Origin of the sequence: Acidovorax sp. 59 (genome assembly GCF_002754175.1) — a bacterium.
GTDB classification, from domain to species: domain Bacteria; phylum Pseudomonadota; class Gammaproteobacteria; order Burkholderiales; family Burkholderiaceae_C; genus Acidovorax; species Acidovorax delafieldii.
Genome location: NZ_PEET01000001.1, coordinates 4,629,000 through 4,647,234, shown reverse-complemented (window position 1 = coordinate 4,647,234; position 18,235 = coordinate 4,629,000). Strand labels below are relative to the sequence as shown.

General features: G+C 66.1%; 15 protein-coding genes. 10 read left to right on the top strand and 5 right to left on the bottom strand.

Annotation, left to right across the window (positions count from 1 at the left end; all coding sequences use genetic code 11):
- Positions 1–29 precede the first annotated feature (29 nt).
- The 7 genes from CLU87_RS21265 to CLU87_RS23225 all read left to right on the top strand — a co-directional run bounded on the left by CLU87_RS21265 (position 30) and on the right by CLU87_RS23225 (position 7,705).
- Positions 30–1,391, top strand: coding sequence for an aspartate aminotransferase family protein (locus CLU87_RS21265; protein WP_099731719.1), 1,362 nt, complete (start codon positions 30–32; stop codon positions 1,389–1,391).
- Between the two features lie 29 nt (positions 1,392–1,420).
- On the top strand, positions 1,421–2,050 hold the full coding sequence (locus CLU87_RS21260) for a DJ-1/PfpI family protein (RefSeq protein ID WP_099731718.1): 630 nt from the start codon (positions 1,421–1,423) through the stop codon (positions 2,048–2,050).
- Positions 2,051–2,120: 70 nt separating this feature from the next.
- On the top strand, positions 2,121–3,641 hold the full coding sequence (locus tag CLU87_RS21255) for a CoA-acylating methylmalonate-semialdehyde dehydrogenase (RefSeq protein ID WP_099731717.1): 1,521 nt from the start codon (positions 2,121–2,123) through the stop codon (positions 3,639–3,641).
- Positions 3,642–4,045: 404 nt separating this feature from the next.
- Complete coding sequence (locus CLU87_RS21250; RefSeq protein WP_099731716.1) at positions 4,046–6,391, top strand: NADP-dependent malic enzyme; 2,346 nt, start codon at positions 4,046–4,048, stop codon at positions 6,389–6,391.
- Between the two features lie 154 nt (positions 6,392–6,545).
- Entirely contained in the window at positions 6,546–6,953 is a 408-nt protein-coding gene (locus tag CLU87_RS21245; RefSeq protein ID WP_056056729.1) for a ribonuclease domain-containing protein, read from the top strand.
- Positions 6,954–7,091: 138 nt separating this feature from the next.
- Positions 7,092–7,517: a barstar family protein gene (locus tag CLU87_RS21240; protein ID WP_015016366.1), complete on the top strand. Its 426-nt coding sequence runs from the start codon at positions 7,092–7,094 to the stop codon at positions 7,515–7,517.
- The gene (locus CLU87_RS23225; protein WP_015016367.1) at positions 7,496–7,705 is read left to right on the top strand and encodes a hypothetical protein; all 210 of its coding nucleotides are present in this window, start codon (positions 7,496–7,498) and stop codon (positions 7,703–7,705) included. Before CLU87_RS21240 ends, CLU87_RS23225 begins: the two co-directional genes overlap by 22 nt.
- A 269-nt stretch (positions 7,706–7,974) precedes the next feature.
- On the opposite strand, the gene rsmA is transcribed toward CLU87_RS23225, so the two are convergent.
- From rsmA to CLU87_RS21225, 3 genes are read right to left on the bottom strand one after another with little or no spacing between them, the layout of a single operon-like run.
- Positions 7,975–8,754 carry a 16S rRNA (adenine(1518)-N(6)/adenine(1519)-N(6))-dimethyltransferase RsmA gene (gene rsmA / locus CLU87_RS21235; RefSeq protein WP_099731715.1) on the bottom strand — a complete coding sequence of 260 codons (780 nt, stop codon included), beginning with the start codon at positions 8,752–8,754 and terminating at the stop codon, positions 7,975–7,977.
- Between the two features lie 55 nt (positions 8,755–8,809).
- Complete coding sequence (locus tag CLU87_RS21230; protein WP_099731714.1) at positions 8,810–10,243, bottom strand: peptidylprolyl isomerase; 1,434 nt, start codon at positions 10,241–10,243, stop codon at positions 8,810–8,812.
- A 3-nt stretch (positions 10,244–10,246) separates the two neighbouring features.
- Positions 10,247–12,628 (bottom strand): LPS-assembly protein LptD, encoded by a 2,382-nt coding sequence (locus tag CLU87_RS21225; RefSeq protein WP_099731713.1) that lies wholly within the window; start codon positions 12,626–12,628, stop codon positions 10,247–10,249.
- 153 nt (positions 12,629–12,781) lie between these two features.
- Here CLU87_RS21225 and CLU87_RS21220 point away from each other — a divergent pair, with 153 nt between their 5' ends.
- From CLU87_RS21220 to CLU87_RS21210, 3 genes are all read left to right on the top strand, one after another.
- Complete coding sequence (locus tag CLU87_RS21220; protein WP_233193834.1) at positions 12,782–13,936, top strand: aminoglycoside phosphotransferase family protein; 1,155 nt, start codon at positions 12,782–12,784, stop codon at positions 13,934–13,936.
- A gap of 99 nt (positions 13,937–14,035) precedes the next feature.
- The gene (locus tag CLU87_RS21215; RefSeq protein WP_099731712.1) at positions 14,036–14,800 is read left to right on the top strand and encodes a 16S rRNA (uracil(1498)-N(3))-methyltransferase; all 765 of its coding nucleotides are present in this window, start codon (positions 14,036–14,038) and stop codon (positions 14,798–14,800) included.
- 199 nt (positions 14,801–14,999) lie between these two features.
- Complete coding sequence (locus CLU87_RS21210) at positions 15,000–16,157, top strand: diguanylate cyclase (protein ID WP_099731711.1); 1,158 nt, start codon at positions 15,000–15,002, stop codon at positions 16,155–16,157.
- Here CLU87_RS21210 and CLU87_RS21205 read toward each other — a convergent pair.
- The gene (locus CLU87_RS21205; RefSeq protein ID WP_099731710.1) at positions 16,141–16,695 is read right to left on the bottom strand and encodes a DUF3617 domain-containing protein; all 555 of its coding nucleotides are present in this window, start codon (positions 16,693–16,695) and stop codon (positions 16,141–16,143) included. The genes CLU87_RS21210 and CLU87_RS21205 overlap by 17 nt on opposite strands.
- Before the next feature lie 129 nt (positions 16,696–16,824).
- Positions 16,825–18,123, bottom strand: a complete 1,299-nt coding sequence (locus CLU87_RS21200; protein WP_099732293.1) for an acyl-CoA dehydrogenase family protein — start codon at positions 18,121–18,123, stop codon at positions 16,825–16,827.
- Between the last annotated feature and the right edge of the window lie 112 nt (positions 18,124–18,235).

The window sequence follows — 18,235 nt, the reverse complement described above, 5'->3', positions numbered from 1 at the left end:
TTGTCGCCGCCTTTGCACTGGAGAACCCCATGAGCTTCGTCAACATCGAAAAACCCGCCGCTGGTGCCGAAGGCCCCCGCATGGACGCCGCGTGGCTGGACGCGCACTGGATGCCCTACACGGCCAACCGCCAGTTCAAGGCCAACCCGCGCATGATCGTGGAGGCCAGCGGCGCCTATTTCACCGACAGCGAAGGCCGCAAGATTTTTGACGGCCTCTCGGGCCTGTGGTGCGCGGGCCTGGGCCATGGCCGCCGCGAGATCGCCGAAGCCATCGGCAAGCAGGCGATGAAGCTGGACTACGCGCCCGCCTTCCAGTTTGGCCACCCGCTGTCGTTCGAGCTGGCCAACCGCGTGAAGGAACTGACGCCTGCAGGGCTGGACTATGTGTTCTTCACCGGTTCGGGCTCCGAGTCGGCCGACACGTCTCTGAAGATGGCCCGCGCCTACTGGCGCGCCAAGGGCCAGGGCACCAAGACGCGCCTCATCGGCCGCGAAAAGGGCTACCACGGCGTGAACTTTGGCGGCATCTCGGTGGGCGGCATCGTGGCCAACCGCAAGCTGTTTGGCCAGGGCGTGGAAGCCGACCACCTGCCCCACACCCAGCCGCCCGCAGGCTCGTTCCACAAGGGCATGCCGCCCACGGGCAAGGAACTGGCCGACCGCCTGCTGGAAGTGATTGCGCTGCACGATGCGAGCAACATCGCCGCCGTGATCGTCGAGCCCTTCTCGGGCTCGGCCGGTGTGGTGATCCCGCCGGTGGGCTACCTGCAGCGCCTGCGCGAGATCTGCACCCAAAACAACATCTTGCTGATTTTTGACGAAGTGATCAGCGGTTTTGGCCGCAGCGGCGCCTGGACGGGTGCCGAAGCCTTCGGCGTGACGCCCGACATCCTGAACTTTGCGAAGCAGGTCACCAACGGCGCGCAGCCGCTCGGCGGCGTGGTGGCTACCAAGGAAATCTACGACACCTTCATGGCCGCAGGCGGCCCCGAGTACATGCTCGAATTCCCGCACGGCTACACCTACTCGGCCCACCCCGTGGCCTGCGCGGCGGGCATTGCGGCGCTCGACATCCTGCAAAACGAAGACATGATCGGCCGCGTGAAGGCGCTGGCCCCGTACTTCGAGCAGGCTGTGCACAGCCTCAAGGGCGCCAAGCATGTGGCCGACATCCGCAACTTTGGCCTGGCCGCCGGCTTCACCATTGCGGCGCTGCCCGGCGAGCCTGCCAAGCGCCCCTACGAGATCGCCATGAACTGCTGGAAGAAGGGCTTTTACGTGCGCTACGGTGGCGACACCATCCAGCTGGCACCGCCCTTCATCAGCACCCAGGCCGAAATCGACCGCCTGATCAGCGCCCTGGGCGACGCCCTGCAAGAAACCGCCTGAGCTTCCTTCGCCAGCCAGCCTGCCCCTCCATGCGCATCTCCATCCTCACCTTCGATGCCTTCAACGACCTGGATTCGCTGGTGGCGTTTGGCATGCTCAATCGCATCGCCCTGCTGGGCGACAAGGACTGGCAGGTGCGCATTGCGAGTCCCGCGCCCCGCATCACGTCCATGAACGGGCTGACCATCGATGCGCACGAAGACCTGAGCCAGCTGGCTGAGGCCGACGCAGTGCTGGTGGGCAGCGGCATGAAGACGCGTGAGGTGGCCAACACTCCCGCGCTGATGGAACAGCTAAGGGTGCTGAACCCCGCCCGCCAGTTGCTGGCGGCGCAGTGCTCTGGCACCTTCCTGCTCAGCCGCCTGGGCCTGCTGGGCGGCACGCCCGCCTGTACGGACCTGACCAGCAAGCCGTGGGTGGTGGATTCGGGCGTGGACGTGGTGCCACGCGCGTTTGCGGCCCACGGCAACGTGGCCACGGCGGGCGGGTGCCTGGCCTCGCAGTACCTGGTGGCGTGGCTGATCGCCCGCCTCAAGGGGCTGGACGCCGCGCGCGAAGTGCTGCACTACTTTGCCCCGGTGGGCGAGAAGCAGGAGTTCATCGACCGCGCCTTGGGGCATGTGCTGCCCGCGCTGGAGCCCCAGGCTGCTGCGGCTTGAATACTATAAATTTGATAGCTATCAGCGCATGTTTCACTAGCGCTTGTGGCACCTTTTACTTGAAATCACCATGAACCACGACAAAAACGTCACCACCACCATCGGCCACCTGATCGACGGCCAGATCGTCGCCGACACCGCCCGTACGCAGCCCGTGTTTGACCCCGCCACCGGCCTGTCCACCACCAGCGTGGCCCTGGCAAGCCAGGCCACGGTCGAGGCGGCCATTGCCTCGGCCGAGGCCGCGTTTCCGGCCTGGCGCAACACGCCGCCGCTCAAGCGTGCGCGCGTGATGAGCAAGCTGAAAGTCCTGCTCGAAGAAAACGCCGACAAGATCGCCGCCCTGATCACCGCCGAACACGGCAAGGTGCTGGCCGATGCACACGGTGAGCTGCAGCGTGGCATTGAAAACGTCGAATACGCGAGCTACGCGCCCGAGCTGCTCAAGGGCGAGCACAGCCGCAACGTGGGCCCCAGCATCGACTCGTGGAGTGAGTTCCAGGCGCTGGGCGTCACCGCAGGCATCACGCCCTTCAACTTCCCGGCCATGGTGCCGCTGTGGATGTGGCCCATGGCCGTGGCCTGCGGCAACACCTTTGTGCTCAAGCCTTCGGAGCGCGATCCCTCCTCCACGCTGTTCATCGCCCAGCTCGCGTTGGAGGCGGGCCTGCCGCCCGGCGTGCTCAACGTGGTCAACGGCGACAAGCTGGCCGTGGACACGCTGCTGCGCGACCCCCGCGTCAAGGCCGTAAGCTTTGTGGGCTCCACCCCCATTGCCGAATACATCTACGCCGAAGGCTGCAAACACGGCAAGCGCGTGCAGGCCCTGGGCGGTGCCAAGAACCACGCCGTGCTGATGCCCGACGCCGACGTAGGCAACGCCGTGAGCGCGCTGATGGGCGCGGCCTACGGCTCGTGTGGCGAGCGCTGCATGGCCATCCCTCTGCTGGTCGCCGTGGGCGACGAAGTGGGTGACGCCGTGATCACAGGCCTGAAGACCGAGATCGCCAAGATGAAGGTCGGCCCCGGCACCGACAACAGCAACGACATGGGCCCTCTGGTCACCAAGCCCCACTTCGAGAAGGTGAAGGCCTATGTGGACAGCGGCGTGGCCGAAGGCGCCACGCTGGTGGTGGATGGCCGTGGCGTGAAGGTGGCGGCAGGCCACGAGAACGGCTATTTCCTGGGCGCCTGCCTGTTTGACAACGTCAAGCCCGGCATGAAGATCTACCAGGAAGAAATCTTCGGCCCCGTGCTGGGCGTGGTGCGCGTGAAGACACTGCAGGAAGCCATGCAGCTCATCAACGACCATGAATACGGTAACGGCACCTGCATCTTCACCCGCGACGGCGAGGCCGCCCGCTACTTCACCGACCACATCCAGGTCGGCATGGTGGGCGTGAACGTGCCCCTGCCCGTGCCGGTTGCCTACCACTCGTTTGGCGGCTGGAAGCGCAGCCTGTTCGGCGACCTGCACGCCTACGGTCCCGACGCCGTGCGCTTCTACACCAAGCGCAAGACCATCACGCAGCGTTGGCCCTCGGCGGGCGTGCGTGAGGGGGCGGTGTTCAGCTTCCCGAGTAGCCGCTGAAGCACCAGCGTCCACTTTTCGACGAAAAGGCCCCACGTGGGGCCTTTTTTTCGTTCTGTGCCGTGCCAGGGGGTTTAAAGGCGAGCCATGCAAATGCGCATGGCTGGCGTGGCATGCCGTCTTTTGGCGCAAGAAGAGCCCATGAAGCGACCCGTTTTCGGATGCCGAGGTCTTACCCATCAAAAAGCAAAACACTTCATAGCTTTTGTGCATGGATACGGAGGTCTCAAAACCCTGCCCGCACGACACAATCAATGGGCAAACAGCCCCTCTGTAAGCAGATTCGCTTACTAGGGTTTTTACGCACATCCCCCTACAATCGCAGACCCTTACAAAGCTGACAGCCTGCTGCAGACCCGCTGGAGTACGGTTTTGGCCCCTCACCCCTGAGTTGGAGACACTGAATGCCTGAGAACACCACGGCCCAGAACAACAACAACGATTCCGACAAGCGTGCCCAGTTGCGCCGTGCCGCTCTCGAGTACCACGAGTTTCCCAAGCCCGGCAAGCTGGCGATTGCCGCGACCAAGCAGATGATCAACCAGCACGATCTCGCGCTGGCCTACTCGCCCGGCGTGGCAGCGCCCTGCGAAGAGATCGTGAAGGACCCGGCCAACGCCTTCCGCTACACCTCGCGCGGCAACCTGGTCGCCGTGATCAGCAACGGCACGGCCGTGCTGGGCCTGGGCGACATTGGTGCGCTGGCCTCCAAGCCAGTGATGGAAGGCAAGGCCGTCCTGTTCAAGAAGTTCGCGGGCGTGGACGTGTTCGACATCGAGATCGACGAGAAGGACCCCGCCAAGCTGGTGGAGGTGATTGCGGCACTGGAGCCGACCTTTGGCGCCGTGAACCTCGAAGACATCAAGGCCCCCGACTGCTTCTATGTGGAGCGCGAGCTGCGCAAGCGCATGAAGATTCCGGTCTTCCACGACGACCAGCACGGCACGGCGATCACGGTGGCGGCTGCCGTCGTGAATGCGCTCAAGGTCGCCAACAAGAAGATCGAAGACGTGAAGCTGGTCACCAGCGGCGCGGGTGCGGCGGCCCTGGCCTGCCTGAACCTGCTGCTCAAGGTGGGCGTGCAGCGCAAGAACGTGTTCGTCACCGACCTGGCTGGTGTGGTGTATGAAGGCCGCGAAGAGCTGATGGACGACGACAAGCGCCAGTTCATGCAGAAGACCGACGCGCGCAAGCTGGCCGAGGTGATGGTGGGGGCGGACGTGTTCCTGGGCCTGTCGGCCGGCAACGTGCTCAAGCCCGAGATGGTGGCCACCATGGCCGAACGCCCGGTGATCTTCGCGCTGGCCAACCCCAACCCCGAGATCACGCCCGAGCTGGCGCACAGCGTGCGCAACGACATCATCATGGCCACGGGCCGCTCGGACTATCCGAACCAGGTGAACAACGTCCTGTGCTTCCCGTACATCTTCCGTGGGGCACTGGACTGCGGTGCCACCACCATCACCGATGAGATGGAGATTGCCGCGGTGCACGCGATTGCCGAGCTGGCACAGGCCGAACAAAGCGAGGTGGTGGCCGCCGCCTACGTGGGCGAGAAGCTGACCTTCGGGCCCGAGTACCTGATTCCCAAGCCGTTCGACCCGCGCCTGATGATGAAGATTGCGCCCGCCGTGGCCCAGGCCGCCATGGACAGCGGCGTGGCACAGCGCCCCATCGCTGACATGGACGCGTACCGCGATCGGCTGCAGACCTTTGTGTATGCCTCGGGCACGACGATGAAGCCCATCTTCGACGCGGCCCGCAATGCCGCCAAGAAGCGGGTGGCCTATGCCGAGGGCGAAGAAGAACGCGTGCTGCGTGCTGCGCAGATCGTGGTGGACGAAAAGGTGGCGCGCCCCACGCTGATCGGCCGCCCCGCCATCATCGCCCAGCGCATCGAAAAGTTTGGCCTGCGCCTGAAGGAAGGCGTGGACTACGACGTGGTCAATACCGACTTCGACCACCGCTATCGCGACTTCTGGCAGACCTACCACCGCATGACCGAGCGCAAGGGCATCACCCAGCAGGTTGCCAAGATCGAGATGCGCCGCCGCCTCACGCTCATCGGTTCGATGATGCTGCACAAGGGCGAAGTGGACGGCCTGATCTGCGGTACTTGGGGCACCACCGCCAACCACCTGATGTACATCGACCAGGTCATCGGCAAGCATGCAGGCGGCGCCGACAGCACCGAGCAGGATGTGCCGGTGTACGCCTGCATGAACGGCCTGATGCTGCCAGGCCGCCAGGTGTTCCTGGTGGACACGCACGTCAACTACGACCCCACGCCGCAGGAGCTGGCAGAGATCACCGCCCTGGCCGCCGAGGAAATGATGCGCTTTGGCATCAAGCCCAAGGCGGCGCTGCTGTCGCACTCCAACTTCGGCACCAGCAACAGCCCCAGCGCCGTGAAGATGCGCCGGACGCTGGAACTGCTGCGCCAGCAGGCCCCCTGGCTGGAAGTGGACGGCGAAATGCATGGCGACGTGGCGCTGGACGGCAAGGCCCGCTCGGCGCTCATGCCCAGCAGCGAGCTGACCGGCGACGCCAACTTGCTGGTGTTCCCCAACATCGACGCCGCCAACATTGCCTACAACCTGCTCAAGACCGCAGCAGGTGGCGGCATTGCCATCGGCCCCGTGCTGCTGGGCGCAGCCAAGCCGGTTCATATCCTGACACCCAGTGCCACCGTGCGTCGTATTGTGAACATGACAGCCCTCACCGTGGCCGATGCCAATGCCCTGCGGTAAGCCTTAAAAGAATAGCAAGCGCTAACTTAAAACCCTTGCAAAGCCCTTCAGCGTCTGCCCAATCTTTGTGCAGACGCTTGCTTTTTGGGGACCGTTGAGCGACACTAGCGGGTCGAAATTTCGGGTTAACCCGTAGTTTCTGAAAGGTTCGTTGATGCTGAAGGCTGTAGCCACCCGGGCGCGCAAGGCAGGGTTATTGTGTGTTTTGGGTGTTGCTTTCGTGCTGTCTCCGGTCGCGGGACATGCCCGGAAATCCCCGTCCACCGACGGGTCCATCACCCCCATCGCACTGGCCGAGTTGCCGCCCCAAGGGCGGACAACGTATGCGCTGATCCGTGAGGGCGGGCCCTTTCCGTACGACAAGGACGGATCGGTTTTTGGCAATCGCGAGCGGCTGTTGCCCGCCCAAAAGCGGGGCTACTACCGTGAATACACCGTCAGAACACCAGGATCGCGCGACCGGGGAGCCCGGCGCATCGTGTGTGGCGGCAAGCCCCGGATGCCGGATGCCTGCTACTACACCAGCGACCACTACGCCAGTTTTCGCGAGATCGTCGAGTAACCCCAATGCGTCGTACGCCAGCCAGCCCATCCCTGAAAGCGTACGCCGCGCCCCATTGAATTCCCCATTCACAGGCCGCATCCTGCAGCCTGTGAGATGCCAGAAGTTTGTGGACTTTATAAAGAAAGAGTAGCGGAGATGCAGACGCCACTTCGTAAAGACCTGGAAACGCCACTGCGTGGCGTGCGCACCAACATCGTGCAGTCCATTCGCGCCTTCCGCGTGCAGGACCTGCAAGATGCAGCCACCTCCATGGGTCACCATTTCTTGTACGCCAATCTGGCCCACGCGCAGTCCAAGCAGGATGTGCTGGACCTGATTGCCGCCCAATTCACGTTCCCGTCGCACTTCGGCAAGAACTTCGATGCGTTGTACGACTGCATGACAGACCCCTTGCACAAATCAGGCCCGCAGCCTGGTTTCATCGTGGTGCTGGAGCAGATTCCTGCCACGGGCAAGTTCGACAAGGAAGCGCGCGAGCAGCTGCTCGACATCTTCCGTGATGCTGCCGACTACTGGGGTGATCGCAAGATCCCCTTCCGGTGTTTCTATTCTTTTCTGTAGCCCGTTCTGCATCCACCAGCCAAGCAGAACGGGCGAACGAGGCTAGCGACACCCAGGCCGTGGAAGGCATCGAGATCAACGGTGAACCCGCTGAAAAGATGCCCACCGACAAGCTTGTGGACGTGTCGCCCATGGCGCTGCGCATGAGCAGCCCTTTCAATGCCGGGTATTGGCTCAGCGCCGCATAACTCGGTACATCCCCCTGAGCGGCTACGCCGCGTCCCCCTTCTCTCGGCTTCGCCGGGAAGGGGGACGACACCAGCGCGGCGGGGCGGCCCTTGCGCGGTGTCTCTGGTCTGGGCAGCGACAGTTGCCATGGCTGTTACGAGGTCCAGCGTTGTAGCTGCAGGAACGGCATTGATTGCAGTGCGCCGGCTAGCTCAGTGCCACCCAACGCAGCTTACTGGATAGAAAAAGCTGCCTAGCACCCATCGAACAAGCGCTGTCAGCTATCAATTCAAGAGCAAATCTGCGCCAGGGCCACGTATTCAGCCACGGGCACTTCCTCGGCGCGGCGCTGGGTGTCGAATTCACCAGCAAACTGGCGGGCTTCGAGCCAGCGGCCCAGCGTGTGGCGCAGCAGCTTGCGGCGCTGGCTGAAGGCGACCTGCACCAGCTCTTCCAACAGGGGCACAGACAAGGCCGCAGGTTCTGCATGCGGCACCATGCGCACCACGGCGCTGTCCACGCGTGGCGGCGGGTCAAAGCTCTCGGGCGGCACGAACAGCACGTTTTCCATCGCGTAGCGCCATTGCAGCATCACCGACAGGCGACCGTAGTCGCCCGTGGCGGGGCTGGCCACCATGCGGTCGATCACTTCCTTTTGCAGCATGAAGTGCTGGTCTTCGATGACCTGCACATGGTCCAGCAGATGGAACAGGATGGGTGTGGAGATGTTGTAGGGCAGGTTGCCCACCACGCGCAACCGCAAACCGGGCTGTCCTGCCTTGTCACGCAGGGTCTGCGCCAGTGCGGTGAAGTCCACCTTGAGCACGTCCGACTCAATCACGTCGAGCTGGCCATGCAGGCGCAGGCGCAGCGCCAGGTCGCGGTCCAGTTCGATGACCGTGAGGCGCCCCAGGCGTTCCACCAGGGGCTGCGTCAACGCGGCCAGACCGGGCCCGATCTCGACCATGGGTTGGCCGGGCAGCGGCGCAATGGCCTGCACGATGCCGTCGATGATGCCCTGGTCGGACAGGAAATGCTGTCCGAAGCGCTTGCGGGGAATGTGTTTCAACGCGGCCTTACCTGTTGTCGTGTCTGAGAGTGCTTGGAGCTCGTGTGCGCTGCACTCACTGGGGTGGCTCGCGGTACTCGACATACGCGCGCCCGCGCAACTCCTGCGCCCAGGTGGCATAGGCCTCGTCGAGCTTCTTCTCGCGCACCGTGCTGCGGGCCATTTCGCGCTGCTCGCGCTGGGTGAGCTTGGCCTCGCGGCGTTCGAGCAGCTGGATCAGGTGCACGCCAAAACGCGAAACCAGGGGTTCGCTGATGTCACCGGGCTTGAGGGCGTCCAGCGCTTGCTCGAACTCGGGGACATACCGGCCTGGGTTGGCCCAGCCGAGGTCGCCGCCCTCCTTGGAACTGCCGTCCTGCGAATGCTCGCGCGCCAGGGCTGCAAAGTCGGCCTGTCCCGCCAGCAAGCGGCGGCGGTAGTCGGCCAGGCGCGCGGCGGCGGCGGCTTCGGACAACTGGGGGCCCGTGCGCAGCAAGATGTGGCGCGCATGGTTTTGCACTACGGTGGTCGGCATACCCGCCGTCACACGTTCCACCACCTTGAGCACGTGAAAACCCGCTGGCGAGCGCACCGGGCCCACGATGGAGCCCACCGGCAGGCCGAGGGTGGAGTTCACAAACAGCTCCGGATAACGATCCGCAGGCCGCAAGCCCAGCAATCCACCAGCGCGCTGGCCTTCGGGCGCATCGGAGAACTCGCGGGCCACCGCTGCAAAGTCTTCGCCCGCGCGCACCTTGTCGGCCGCTCGCTGTGCCCGTGCCTGCCGCTCGGCCACCTGCGTGGGGGTGGCGTTTTCAGGCACCAGCACCAGCACATGGCCCAGGTTGATCTCCATGGCGGCGACATCCGTGCCCTTTTGCTCTTCACGCAGGAACTGGTCCACGTCCAGATCGCTCACCTTCACCCGCGCTTCGACTTCGCGCTCGCGCAGGCGCTGCTGCAGCAACTGGTTGCGCAGCTCTTCGCGAAAACGGTCCTTGCTCATTCCATCGCGGGCCAGGCGCGCATACAGCTCGTCCACCGTCATGTCGTTCTGGCGGGCCACGCCCTGCTCGGCCTGCGACACGGCGTAGTCATCGACCTTGATGCCCGATTCGCGGGCCTGCTGCAGCTGCACCTTCTCCAGGATGATGCGTTCGAGGACTTCGCGCGCCAGCGCATCGCGCGGTGGCATGGCACCGCCCTGCTTGGCGATCTGCGCCTCGGCACGTGCCAGGCGCGAGCGCACCTCGTAGTTGGTCACGGGCTCGGAGTTGACCACCGCCACGATGAAGTCGGCCGAGCGCGGGGCCGCGCTGGTGGAAGGAGCGGGCAGCGTGATGGAGGGCACGGCAGCAGGGCGCGCATTCAGCGAAGACGGCGAGGAAGACAACCCTGTCTTGCCCGAGGACGAGGTCCCCGAGGGGCGCAGGCCCTGGGCCGCAGCGCCTTGCGCCACGAGGGATGCCAACGCGGCCGTCAAGGCCAGTGCGAATACACGGTGGTTCATGGTCTAGTCGTAGTTGCTGAAGCGGCTGGGCGTGGAGACCTGCTCGCGCAGGTTCTGGTAACGCGGCACATTTTGCTTGAAGGAGTCGAGCGGGCTGGAGCCCAGGCTCAGGCGGGAGAAGCCCACGAATTCGATCTGGAACAGCAGGCGCGTGTTGGAGCTGGTCACACTGCTTTGCAGGCGCTCCAGCACCACGCGGCCGATCCAGCAGCAGCTGTCGTACTCGAAGCCCACCACGGTGTCCACGAGTTTGCGGTCCTTCATGCTGTAGTTCAGGCGGCCCACGCTGTACCAGCGCCCGCCGCCCTGGCCGCGGCCGGGGCCCAGGTCCTTGCCCTTGTCGCCCCACAGGTCGTTCAGCGGCCACTGCCAGCCGATGTCGATCTGCTCGCTGGTGCCACGTTGCAGGCGGTAGGCCGCGCTCACGGTGCGGTAGTTGCTGGGGCTGTAGCGCGCGCCGATGGTCGAACGGATGGAGCGGCCCGTCTTGGGGTTGTACTGCACGGTGGAGTCAAAGCCCCACTGCGGTGTCCAGTTGATGCCCGCGCCCAGCAGCAGGTCCGACAGGCGCTCGCTGACCGGCGTGCCCCCTGGCAGGGTGACCTTCTGGTCCGAGAAACGCACCCGCTGGGCAATGCCGAAGCGCGCTGCCTGGGCACCAGTGTCGGGGTCCAGCAGGCGTGTGGTCACACCCAGGGTCAGCAGGTTGTTGTCGGCCAGCCGGTCGTTGCCGCCAAACGCGTTCTCTGTGTAGATGGTGGCGAAGTTGAAGTCGTTGGCCGCTGTGTCATACACCGGCAGCATGCTCTGGTCGCGGTAGGGCGTGTAGGTGTAGAACGCCCGGGGCTCCAGTGTCTGCAGGAAGGCGCGACCAAAGTAGGCGGTGTCACGCTCGAACACCAGGCCGCTGTCCAGGCTGAAGGTAGGCAGCGTGCGGCTGGCCGAGCGCTGGCCGTTGGACAGGGCCGAGTCAAACTGGTACTGCGTGGCATGCAGCTGCAGGCGCGGGGTGATGAAGCCGCCCGGCGACAGGAAGGGGCGGCTGATCTGCGCCATGGCGTAACTGCGATCGGCATTGGGCTGGCCCGTGAGCGCACGGGCCGCTTCAAAGCGCGTGGTGTCCAGCTCCACGCTGGCATCGAATCCACCGCCCAGCTGCGAGGGGTTGTAGCGCCATTGCACCTGCGGCATGCGGTCATACGGAGGCACGATGGGCGAGCTCACGTCTTGCAGCGTCTGCCATTTGAGGGTGCGCACGGTGGCCGACATGTCGTTGCGGCCCCAGGACAGGATCGCATCGTTGGGCAGCAGGCGCTGGCGCAGCTGTTCGGTGGCACGGCTGAAGTCGCGCCAGTAGTTGTCATCACTCACGCGGTTGAGGTTGAGGTTCAGCCCCAGCCCGCCGATGCCGGTGTCGAACGCGCCTTCGTGTTTGCCGCTAAAGCTCCAGCGCACACGGTCGCGCAGACGGTCGGTGGGCATCACGTCGGCACTGATCTGGCCTTTGTAGGTTGGCTCCAGGTAGCGGAACTCGCCGCCCACGTTGGCGCCTCGTTTGGTCATGAGCGCGGCGCGCAAGGTGGCATCGCGGTTGGGCGCGATGTTCCAGTAATACGGCTGCATATAGGTCACGCCATCCCGACTGTCGAGCCCTACGGTGGGCGGCAGCAGGCCGGACTTGCGCTTTTCCGACAGCGGGAAGCTGATGTACGGAATGGGCAGCACCGAGATGCCCTTGAACTCCAGCACCGCATCTTCGGCCGTGCCCACCTCTTCCTCGTTGTCAATGCGGATGGTGGCGGCGCGCAGCACCCAGTCGGGCTGCCAGCTTTCCTCATTGCCACGCTCGCAGGTGGTGTAGGTGCCGTTGTGCACCACGGCGCGGTAGCGGTCCACAAAGTCCACCCGCGTCGCATCTCCATGCGCCTGCGTGGCCAGAAAGCGGTAGCGCGCGTCGCTGAAGAAGCCCTCGAAGGCCTCCACCCGCAGCTCCAGCGCCGTGCCTTCGTAGACATTGCCTGCGCGGTTGATGCGCACCTTGCCGTTGGCCTTGGCCAGGTCCTCGGGCACGTTGTAGTCGAGCCGGTCGGCGCGGATGACCGTGTCGCCCCGGCGCAGCTCGGCGTTGCCTTCAATCAGTGCGTTCAGGTCGGTCTGGCCGCTGATGTGGTCGCCCTTCACAAAGACGGGCAATTGCGAGCGCACGGCGTCGGGAATCTTTTCCTGCAGCAGGGGTGACGTGCGCAACACCGGCGGCGCATCCCAGGCGCTGGGCGCGGCTCCGTCCTGGGCCAGAGCCGCCAGCGGCAGGCCACACCAGGCCAGCGCAACGCCCAGGGCCAGCACGCGGGGCACGGGGGGCCGCAGCCGTGCAGACTTCGCCATGGCGGGCCGGGCGCGAAGGGAGGTGAGGTTCTGCACGGTGAGGGGCTGGCAGCGTGGCACGTGGGGTGTTGAGGGGCGGTAGCGGACAAAGGGACCGGTCTTGGTCAGCGCGCACGGCGCCAGCCACGACCGGTTTGTAAAATCGGATTATCCATGAGCCACCCCATCCCCCCATCGCCCGCCGGCCAGCCCCTGGGCGCCACCGTGGCCGCACCTGCTACGCCCGCCGCCTCCACCCCTGTCAGCTGGCCTGATGCAGCCCGCCGCGCGGCCTTCGAAGCCTGGTTGGCGCCACTCGTCGACCCCCACCAGCTGCTGCCTGCCACGCTGCGCCCCGCCTCGGCCGATGCCAGCTTCCGCCGCTACCTGCGCATCGACACAGCCACGGGCGCCAGCCGCATCGTCATGGACGCGCCGCCCGACAAGGAAAACTGCCAGCCGTTTGTGCAGGTGCAGGGCCTGATGGCCGCCGCGGGGCTGAATGTGCCGCAGATCCTGGCGTTTGATGCGCCCACCGGCTTCATGCTGCTGTCCGACCTGGGCCACCAGACGGTGATCGAGCGGCTGAACCCCGAAAATCCCCGGGACGCCCACGCCTGGTACCAGCAGGCCACCGATGTGCTGCTGCAGTGGCAAAAGGCGTCCACCCCCGGCGTGCTGCCCGCCTACGACGAGCCGCTGCTGCGCCGCGAGCTGGCGCTGTTCCCCGACTGGTACCTCGCCCAGCACCGCAGCGTCACGCTGGATGACAAGCAACAGGCCACCTTGAGCAGCGCCTTTGACGCCATCGTGGCGCACAACCTGGCCGCGCCGCAGGTGTATGTGCACCGCGACTTCATGACCCGCAACCTGATGGCACCTGCCGAACAGGGCGCCCCCTTGGGCGTGCTGGACTTCCAGGACGCGGTGTACGGCCCCATCACTTACGACATTGCCAGCCTGCTGCGCGATGCGTTCATCAGCTGGGAAGAAGAATTCGTCATCGACATTACCGTGCGTTACTGGGAAAAGGCGCGCAAGGCCGGACTGCTGGGCGCCACCAGCGCCAGCGGCTGGGGCGATGACTTTGGCGAGTTCTACCGCGCGGTGGAGTGGATGGGCCTGCAGCGGCACCTCAAGGTCGCGGGCATTTTTGCGCGCCTGACCTTGCGTGACGGTAAGCCCAAGTACCTGGCCGATGCGCCCCGCTTCATCGCCTACATCCGCGCCACCACCAACCGCTACCGCCAGCTGGGGCCGCTGCTCAAGATGCTGGACCAGATCGAAGGCACCGAGCCCGTGGTGGGCTTTGCGTACGGCCGGATGTAGCCCTGGCCGCCTGCACGCACGGCACACCCCCATAAATCAAGCAAAAACCGGCTCAAGCGCACACAAATTATGCGCTAGCAGCTATTACAAAGATAGCAAATGCCCCGTTTCCATTGCCCGGCCCCCCTGGCCACCGGCGCCGAGCTGGACCTGCCCCCGGGCGCTGCACGCCATGTGCAGGTGCTGCGCCTGCAGCCTGGTGACGGCATCACGCTGTTCCACGGCGGCCAGAGCGCGGCCGACCCGGGCGGCGAGTTCGATGCCACCGTGGTCAAGATGGGCCGCAGCGATGTGCGCGTGCTGGTGGGGGCGCACCACGCCATCGAGCGCGAGGCGCCCCGCGCCGTGCACCTGCTGGCGGGTATCACCGCCAACGAGCGCATGGACTGGCTGGTCGAGAAAGCCACCGAACTGGGCGTGGCCAGCATCACCCCACTGGTGGCCGAGCGCAGCGTGCTCAAGCTCAAGGGCGAGCGCGCCGACAAGAAGATCGCCCACTGGCAGGCCGTGGCCGTGGCCGCCTGCGAGCAGTGCGGCCGCAACCGCGTGCCGGTGGTGCACGCCGCCATCGACCTGGCGGGCTGGCTGCGTTCACCAGGGCAGGGCCTGGCGTCTCCCGAGACACGGGACACCCCCCAGCGCCTGCTGCTGTCGCTGCGGGCCGGAACCGTGCCGCTGCGCGAGGCCACGGGCAGCGCGGATGGCCAGCGCCCCGTGCTGTTCCTCTCGGGTCCCGAGGGCGGGCTGAGCGCTGCGGAAGAGGACCTGGCGCTGCAACACGGCTTCGCCCCAGTCACGCTGGGCCCGCGTGTGCTGCGTGCCGAGACGGCCCCGCTGGCCGCCTTGGCCGCGCTCACGCTGTAGCGCGACACCCCGCGCGCAGGCCGGGCTCGCCACGCGGGCCCCACGCCCGGTCAAGGCCAGGACAAGCCCTGGGGGACTATACGCACGGCACTACCTCACCGTAAAATCTCCGACCGGCCGGTAACCCAGGATCCCACGGGTTTCGGGCCACCCCGCCCGCGCGCCGCGCGGCCCTCTCTCCTGGCCGGAGCCCCCCACCTTGCGCCCACCCGCCCGCTGGCAGCGCCTCAAGGATGTGATCCTCTCCACCGACCCTCGGCGGCGCACGCTGGTGGGCATGGCCTTGCTGGCGCTCACGCTGATGGCAGGCAGCGCCGGCGTGATGCTGCTGGTGGCGCATTCCAGCACCACCGTGGACCAGAACGCCGTGCAATGGTGGGCCGCCCTGTCGGTGGGCGGCCTGGTGGTCATGACGGCCTTCATCCGCTCCGGCGAAACCGCCCGCCTGCGCGACCCCTCGCTCACCATCCCGCAAATGGTCTGGACCATCACCAGCGGCGCCGTGGCCTATGTGCTGGCAGGCGATGCGCGCGGGCTGGTGCCCAGCGTGCTGGCAATGATCCTGTTCTTTGGCACCTTCGGCCTCACGGTGGCCGAGGTGATCGGCATTGGCGTGTATGCGCTGCTGGCCTTTGCCAGCGCCATCGGCGTCAGTTCGCGCTTCAACGCCAACGCCTCGGGCTACCTCGACACCGCCTACGCGCTGATGGTGCTCATCGTGCTCAGCGGCTGCATTGCGCTGAACCTGCGCATCCAGCGCATCCGCGCCAAGCTGCAGCAGCAGCGCGAGGCGCTGGCCCAGGCGCTCGAAGTCAACCGCGAACTGGCCACCCGCGACGAGCTGACAGGCCTCATCAACCGCCGCGCCATGCTCGACCTGATGGCGCTGGAGCACCGCCGCAGCCTGCGCAGCGGCCGCCCGATGCTGCTGGCGCAGCTGGACATCGACCACTTCAAGCCCATCAACGACCAGCACGGCCACGCCACCGGCGACCGCGCGCTGCAGGCGTTTGCAGGCACGGTGCGCGCCAGCGTGCGCGACACCGACGTGCTGGCCCGCTGGGGTGGCGAGGAATTTGTGCTGATGCTCACCGACACCTCGGCAGACCACGCGCGCGAGTTGCTCGAACGCATCCGCCAGGCCGTGCAAGCGCTGGAGATTGCCCACAGCGCAGGCTCGCTGCACCTCACGGTGTCCATCGGCCTGGCGCAGCACCTGCCCGGAGACACCGTGGAGCACACTCTGGAACGCGCCGACCAGGCGCTGTACCACGCCAAGGCCCTGGGCCGCAACCGTGTGGTGGTGGCGCCTGCCGCCCACCGTACCGTGGCGGCGGGGTCTAACGCACGGGCTTGATCGTGCCGCAGTCAGCGGCGAGCCACTTGCCGTTTTGCACCATGTCGATCTGCTCGGGCTTGCCGTTGGACGTGGTCTTGACCTTGAAATTGCCCGTGTAGGCCGTGGGGCCCTGGAAGGTCATCGTTCCTTCGCCCGTGGTGGGCGGCTGACCCTGGGCGCCCTTGCAGCTGAACGTCATCGCCACCGCGTTGGGGCCCGTGCGTTGCACGTTCTGCGTGCAGCCCTCCTGCGCCGGAATGCGGTCCAGGTCGGCCTGCTCGGGGCTGATGCAGACCTTCACGGTGTTGCCGCTGGGGCCCATGCTCACGCCCTGCTGGGCCATGGCTTGCTCCATCTGCTTGCGCTGCGCGGGCGTCAGGCTGGCCATGGACTTCTGCATCTGCGCCATTGCGGCCTCCAGCTGGCCGCTCTGGCTTTTCATGGTCACGCTGTTCTCCCACAGGCCGGGCCGCAGCTTCTGGGGCTGGGCGTGGGCAGTGCAGAGCGCAGCGAAGGAAACGGCAAACACGAAAGCGCGGGAGATGGTGGTGTGCATGGTGTGGGGGCCTCAGTGCCAGCGGCTGGGACCACAGTATCGGCAAGCACGCCCCGGCTGCCAAGTGGAGACGGAGCACTTCAGGGGCCACGATCGACGGCACGCACTCTCCGAAAGACGCCGGACCGCTCAAGCACTCAGGTGCGGCGGCGCGCGCAGCTGCTCGGGGGTGGTGAAGTAGGCCGCCGACGCCCCCAGGGCCGCACGCGCCTGCGCAAGCTCGTGGCGCGCCACGGTGCGCAGGTGCACCTCGTCGGGCCCATCCATCAGCCGCAGCGCGCGGCCCCAGGTCCAGAAGGCGGCCAGCGGCGTGTCGGGCGACAGGCCCATGGCGCCAAAGATCTGCATGGCGCGGTCCACCACGCGCTGCTGCAGGCGCGCAGCCACCACCTTGATGGCAGCGACCTGGGCACGCACGGCGCGCGCGTCCGCCGCATCGGCTGATTCGCCCTGGTCCAGCAGCCACGCAGCGTGCAGCACCAGCAGGCGCGCCTGGTCGATCTCGATGCGCGACTCGGCCAGCCACTCCTGCACGTTGGCCTGATCGGCCAGCGGCTTGCCAAACGCCGTGCGCTCCAGCGCGCGCTCGGTGGCCAGGCGCAGCGCCAGCTCGCACTGGCCGATGGTGCGCATGCAGTGGTGCACACGGCCGGGGCCCAGGCGCGCCTGCGCCATCGCAAACCCCGCCCCCCAGTCGCCCAGCAGGTGGTCCGCAGGCACACGAACGCCCTGCAGCAGGATCTCGCAATGCCCCTCGGGCGCATGGTGGTGCAGCACGGGGATGTTGCGCACGATCTGTACACCCGGCGTGTCCACGGGCACCAGCACCATGCTGTGGCGGTGGTGGCTGTCTGCACCATCGGCATCCGCATTGCGGCACAGCAAGATGAGCAGTTGGCAGTGCGGATGCGCCGCGCCGGTGATGAACCACTTGCGGCCGCTGAGCACCAGGCCATCCCCCTCGCGTCGCACCGTGGTCTGCAGGTTGGTAGGGTCGGACGAGGCCACGTCGGGCTCGCTCATCGCAAAGGCCGAACGCATCTGACCGTGCAGCAACGGCACCAGCCAGCGGGCGCGCTGCGCGGGTGTGGTAAAGCGGTGCAGCAGCTCGATGTTGCCGGTGTCTGGCGCCTGGCAGTTGAACACCTCGGCCGCCCAGGGCAGGCGGCCCATGGCCTCGGCCAGCGGCGCGTAGTCCAGGTTGGACAGGCGCGTGCCGGGCTCATCCTCGCGCAGCGTGGGCAGGAACAGGTTCCACAGGCCCTCTTCGCGGGCCAGGGCCTTGAGGTCTTCCAGGAACGGCGGCGGGTAGTCGCGCGCGGCCACGGCCGCATGCCAGGCGGCGTTGTAGGGCAGCAGATAACGGTCCATGAACGCCAGCAGGCGATCACGCCATTGCAGGGCCAGAGGGGAAGGTGCGAAGTCCATGTGGGCATTGTGAAAACGGCGCCAGCACATGTCACAACGCAAGCGACAACGGGCTTGACGCACATCACGGCCTGCCCGGAGCGCCCTTAGGGAGGCAAACACAGCGCTATTT

What these genes read in the sequence shown, in the direction of transcription:
- CLU87_RS21265 (WP_099731719.1), top strand. Translation starts at nt 30, where the DNA reads ATGAGCTTCGTCAACATCGAAAAACCCGCCGCTGGTGCCGAAGGCCCC.
- CLU87_RS21260 (WP_099731718.1), top strand. Translation starts at nt 1,421, where the DNA reads ATGCGCATCTCCATCCTCACCTTCGATGCCTTCAACGACCTGGATTCG.
- CLU87_RS21255 (WP_099731717.1), top strand. Translation starts at nt 2,121, where the DNA reads ATGAACCACGACAAAAACGTCACCACCACCATCGGCCACCTGATCGAC.
- CLU87_RS21250 (WP_099731716.1), top strand. Translation starts at nt 4,046, where the DNA reads ATGCCTGAGAACACCACGGCCCAGAACAACAACAACGATTCCGACAAG.
- CLU87_RS21245 (WP_056056729.1), top strand. Translation starts at nt 6,546, where the DNA reads ATGCTGAAGGCTGTAGCCACCCGGGCGCGCAAGGCAGGGTTATTGTGT.
- CLU87_RS21240 (WP_015016366.1), top strand. Translation starts at nt 7,092, where the DNA reads ATGCAGACGCCACTTCGTAAAGACCTGGAAACGCCACTGCGTGGCGTG.
- CLU87_RS21230 (WP_099731714.1), bottom strand. Translation starts at nt 10,243, where the DNA reads ATGAACCACCGTGTATTCGCACTGGCCTTGACGGCCGCGTTGGCATCC.
- CLU87_RS21225 (WP_099731713.1), bottom strand. Translation starts at nt 12,628, where the DNA reads ATGGCGAAGTCTGCACGGCTGCGGCCCCCCGTGCCCCGCGTGCTGGCC.
- CLU87_RS21220 (WP_233193834.1), top strand. Translation starts at nt 12,782, where the DNA reads ATGAGCCACCCCATCCCCCCATCGCCCGCCGGCCAGCCCCTGGGCGCC.
- CLU87_RS21215 (WP_099731712.1), top strand. Translation starts at nt 14,036, where the DNA reads ATGCCCCGTTTCCATTGCCCGGCCCCCCTGGCCACCGGCGCCGAGCTG.
- CLU87_RS21205 (WP_099731710.1), bottom strand. Translation starts at nt 16,695, where the DNA reads ATGCACACCACCATCTCCCGCGCTTTCGTGTTTGCCGTTTCCTTCGCT.
- CLU87_RS21200 (WP_099732293.1), bottom strand. Translation starts at nt 18,123, where the DNA reads ATGGACTTCGCACCTTCCCCTCTGGCCCTGCAATGGCGTGATCGCCTG.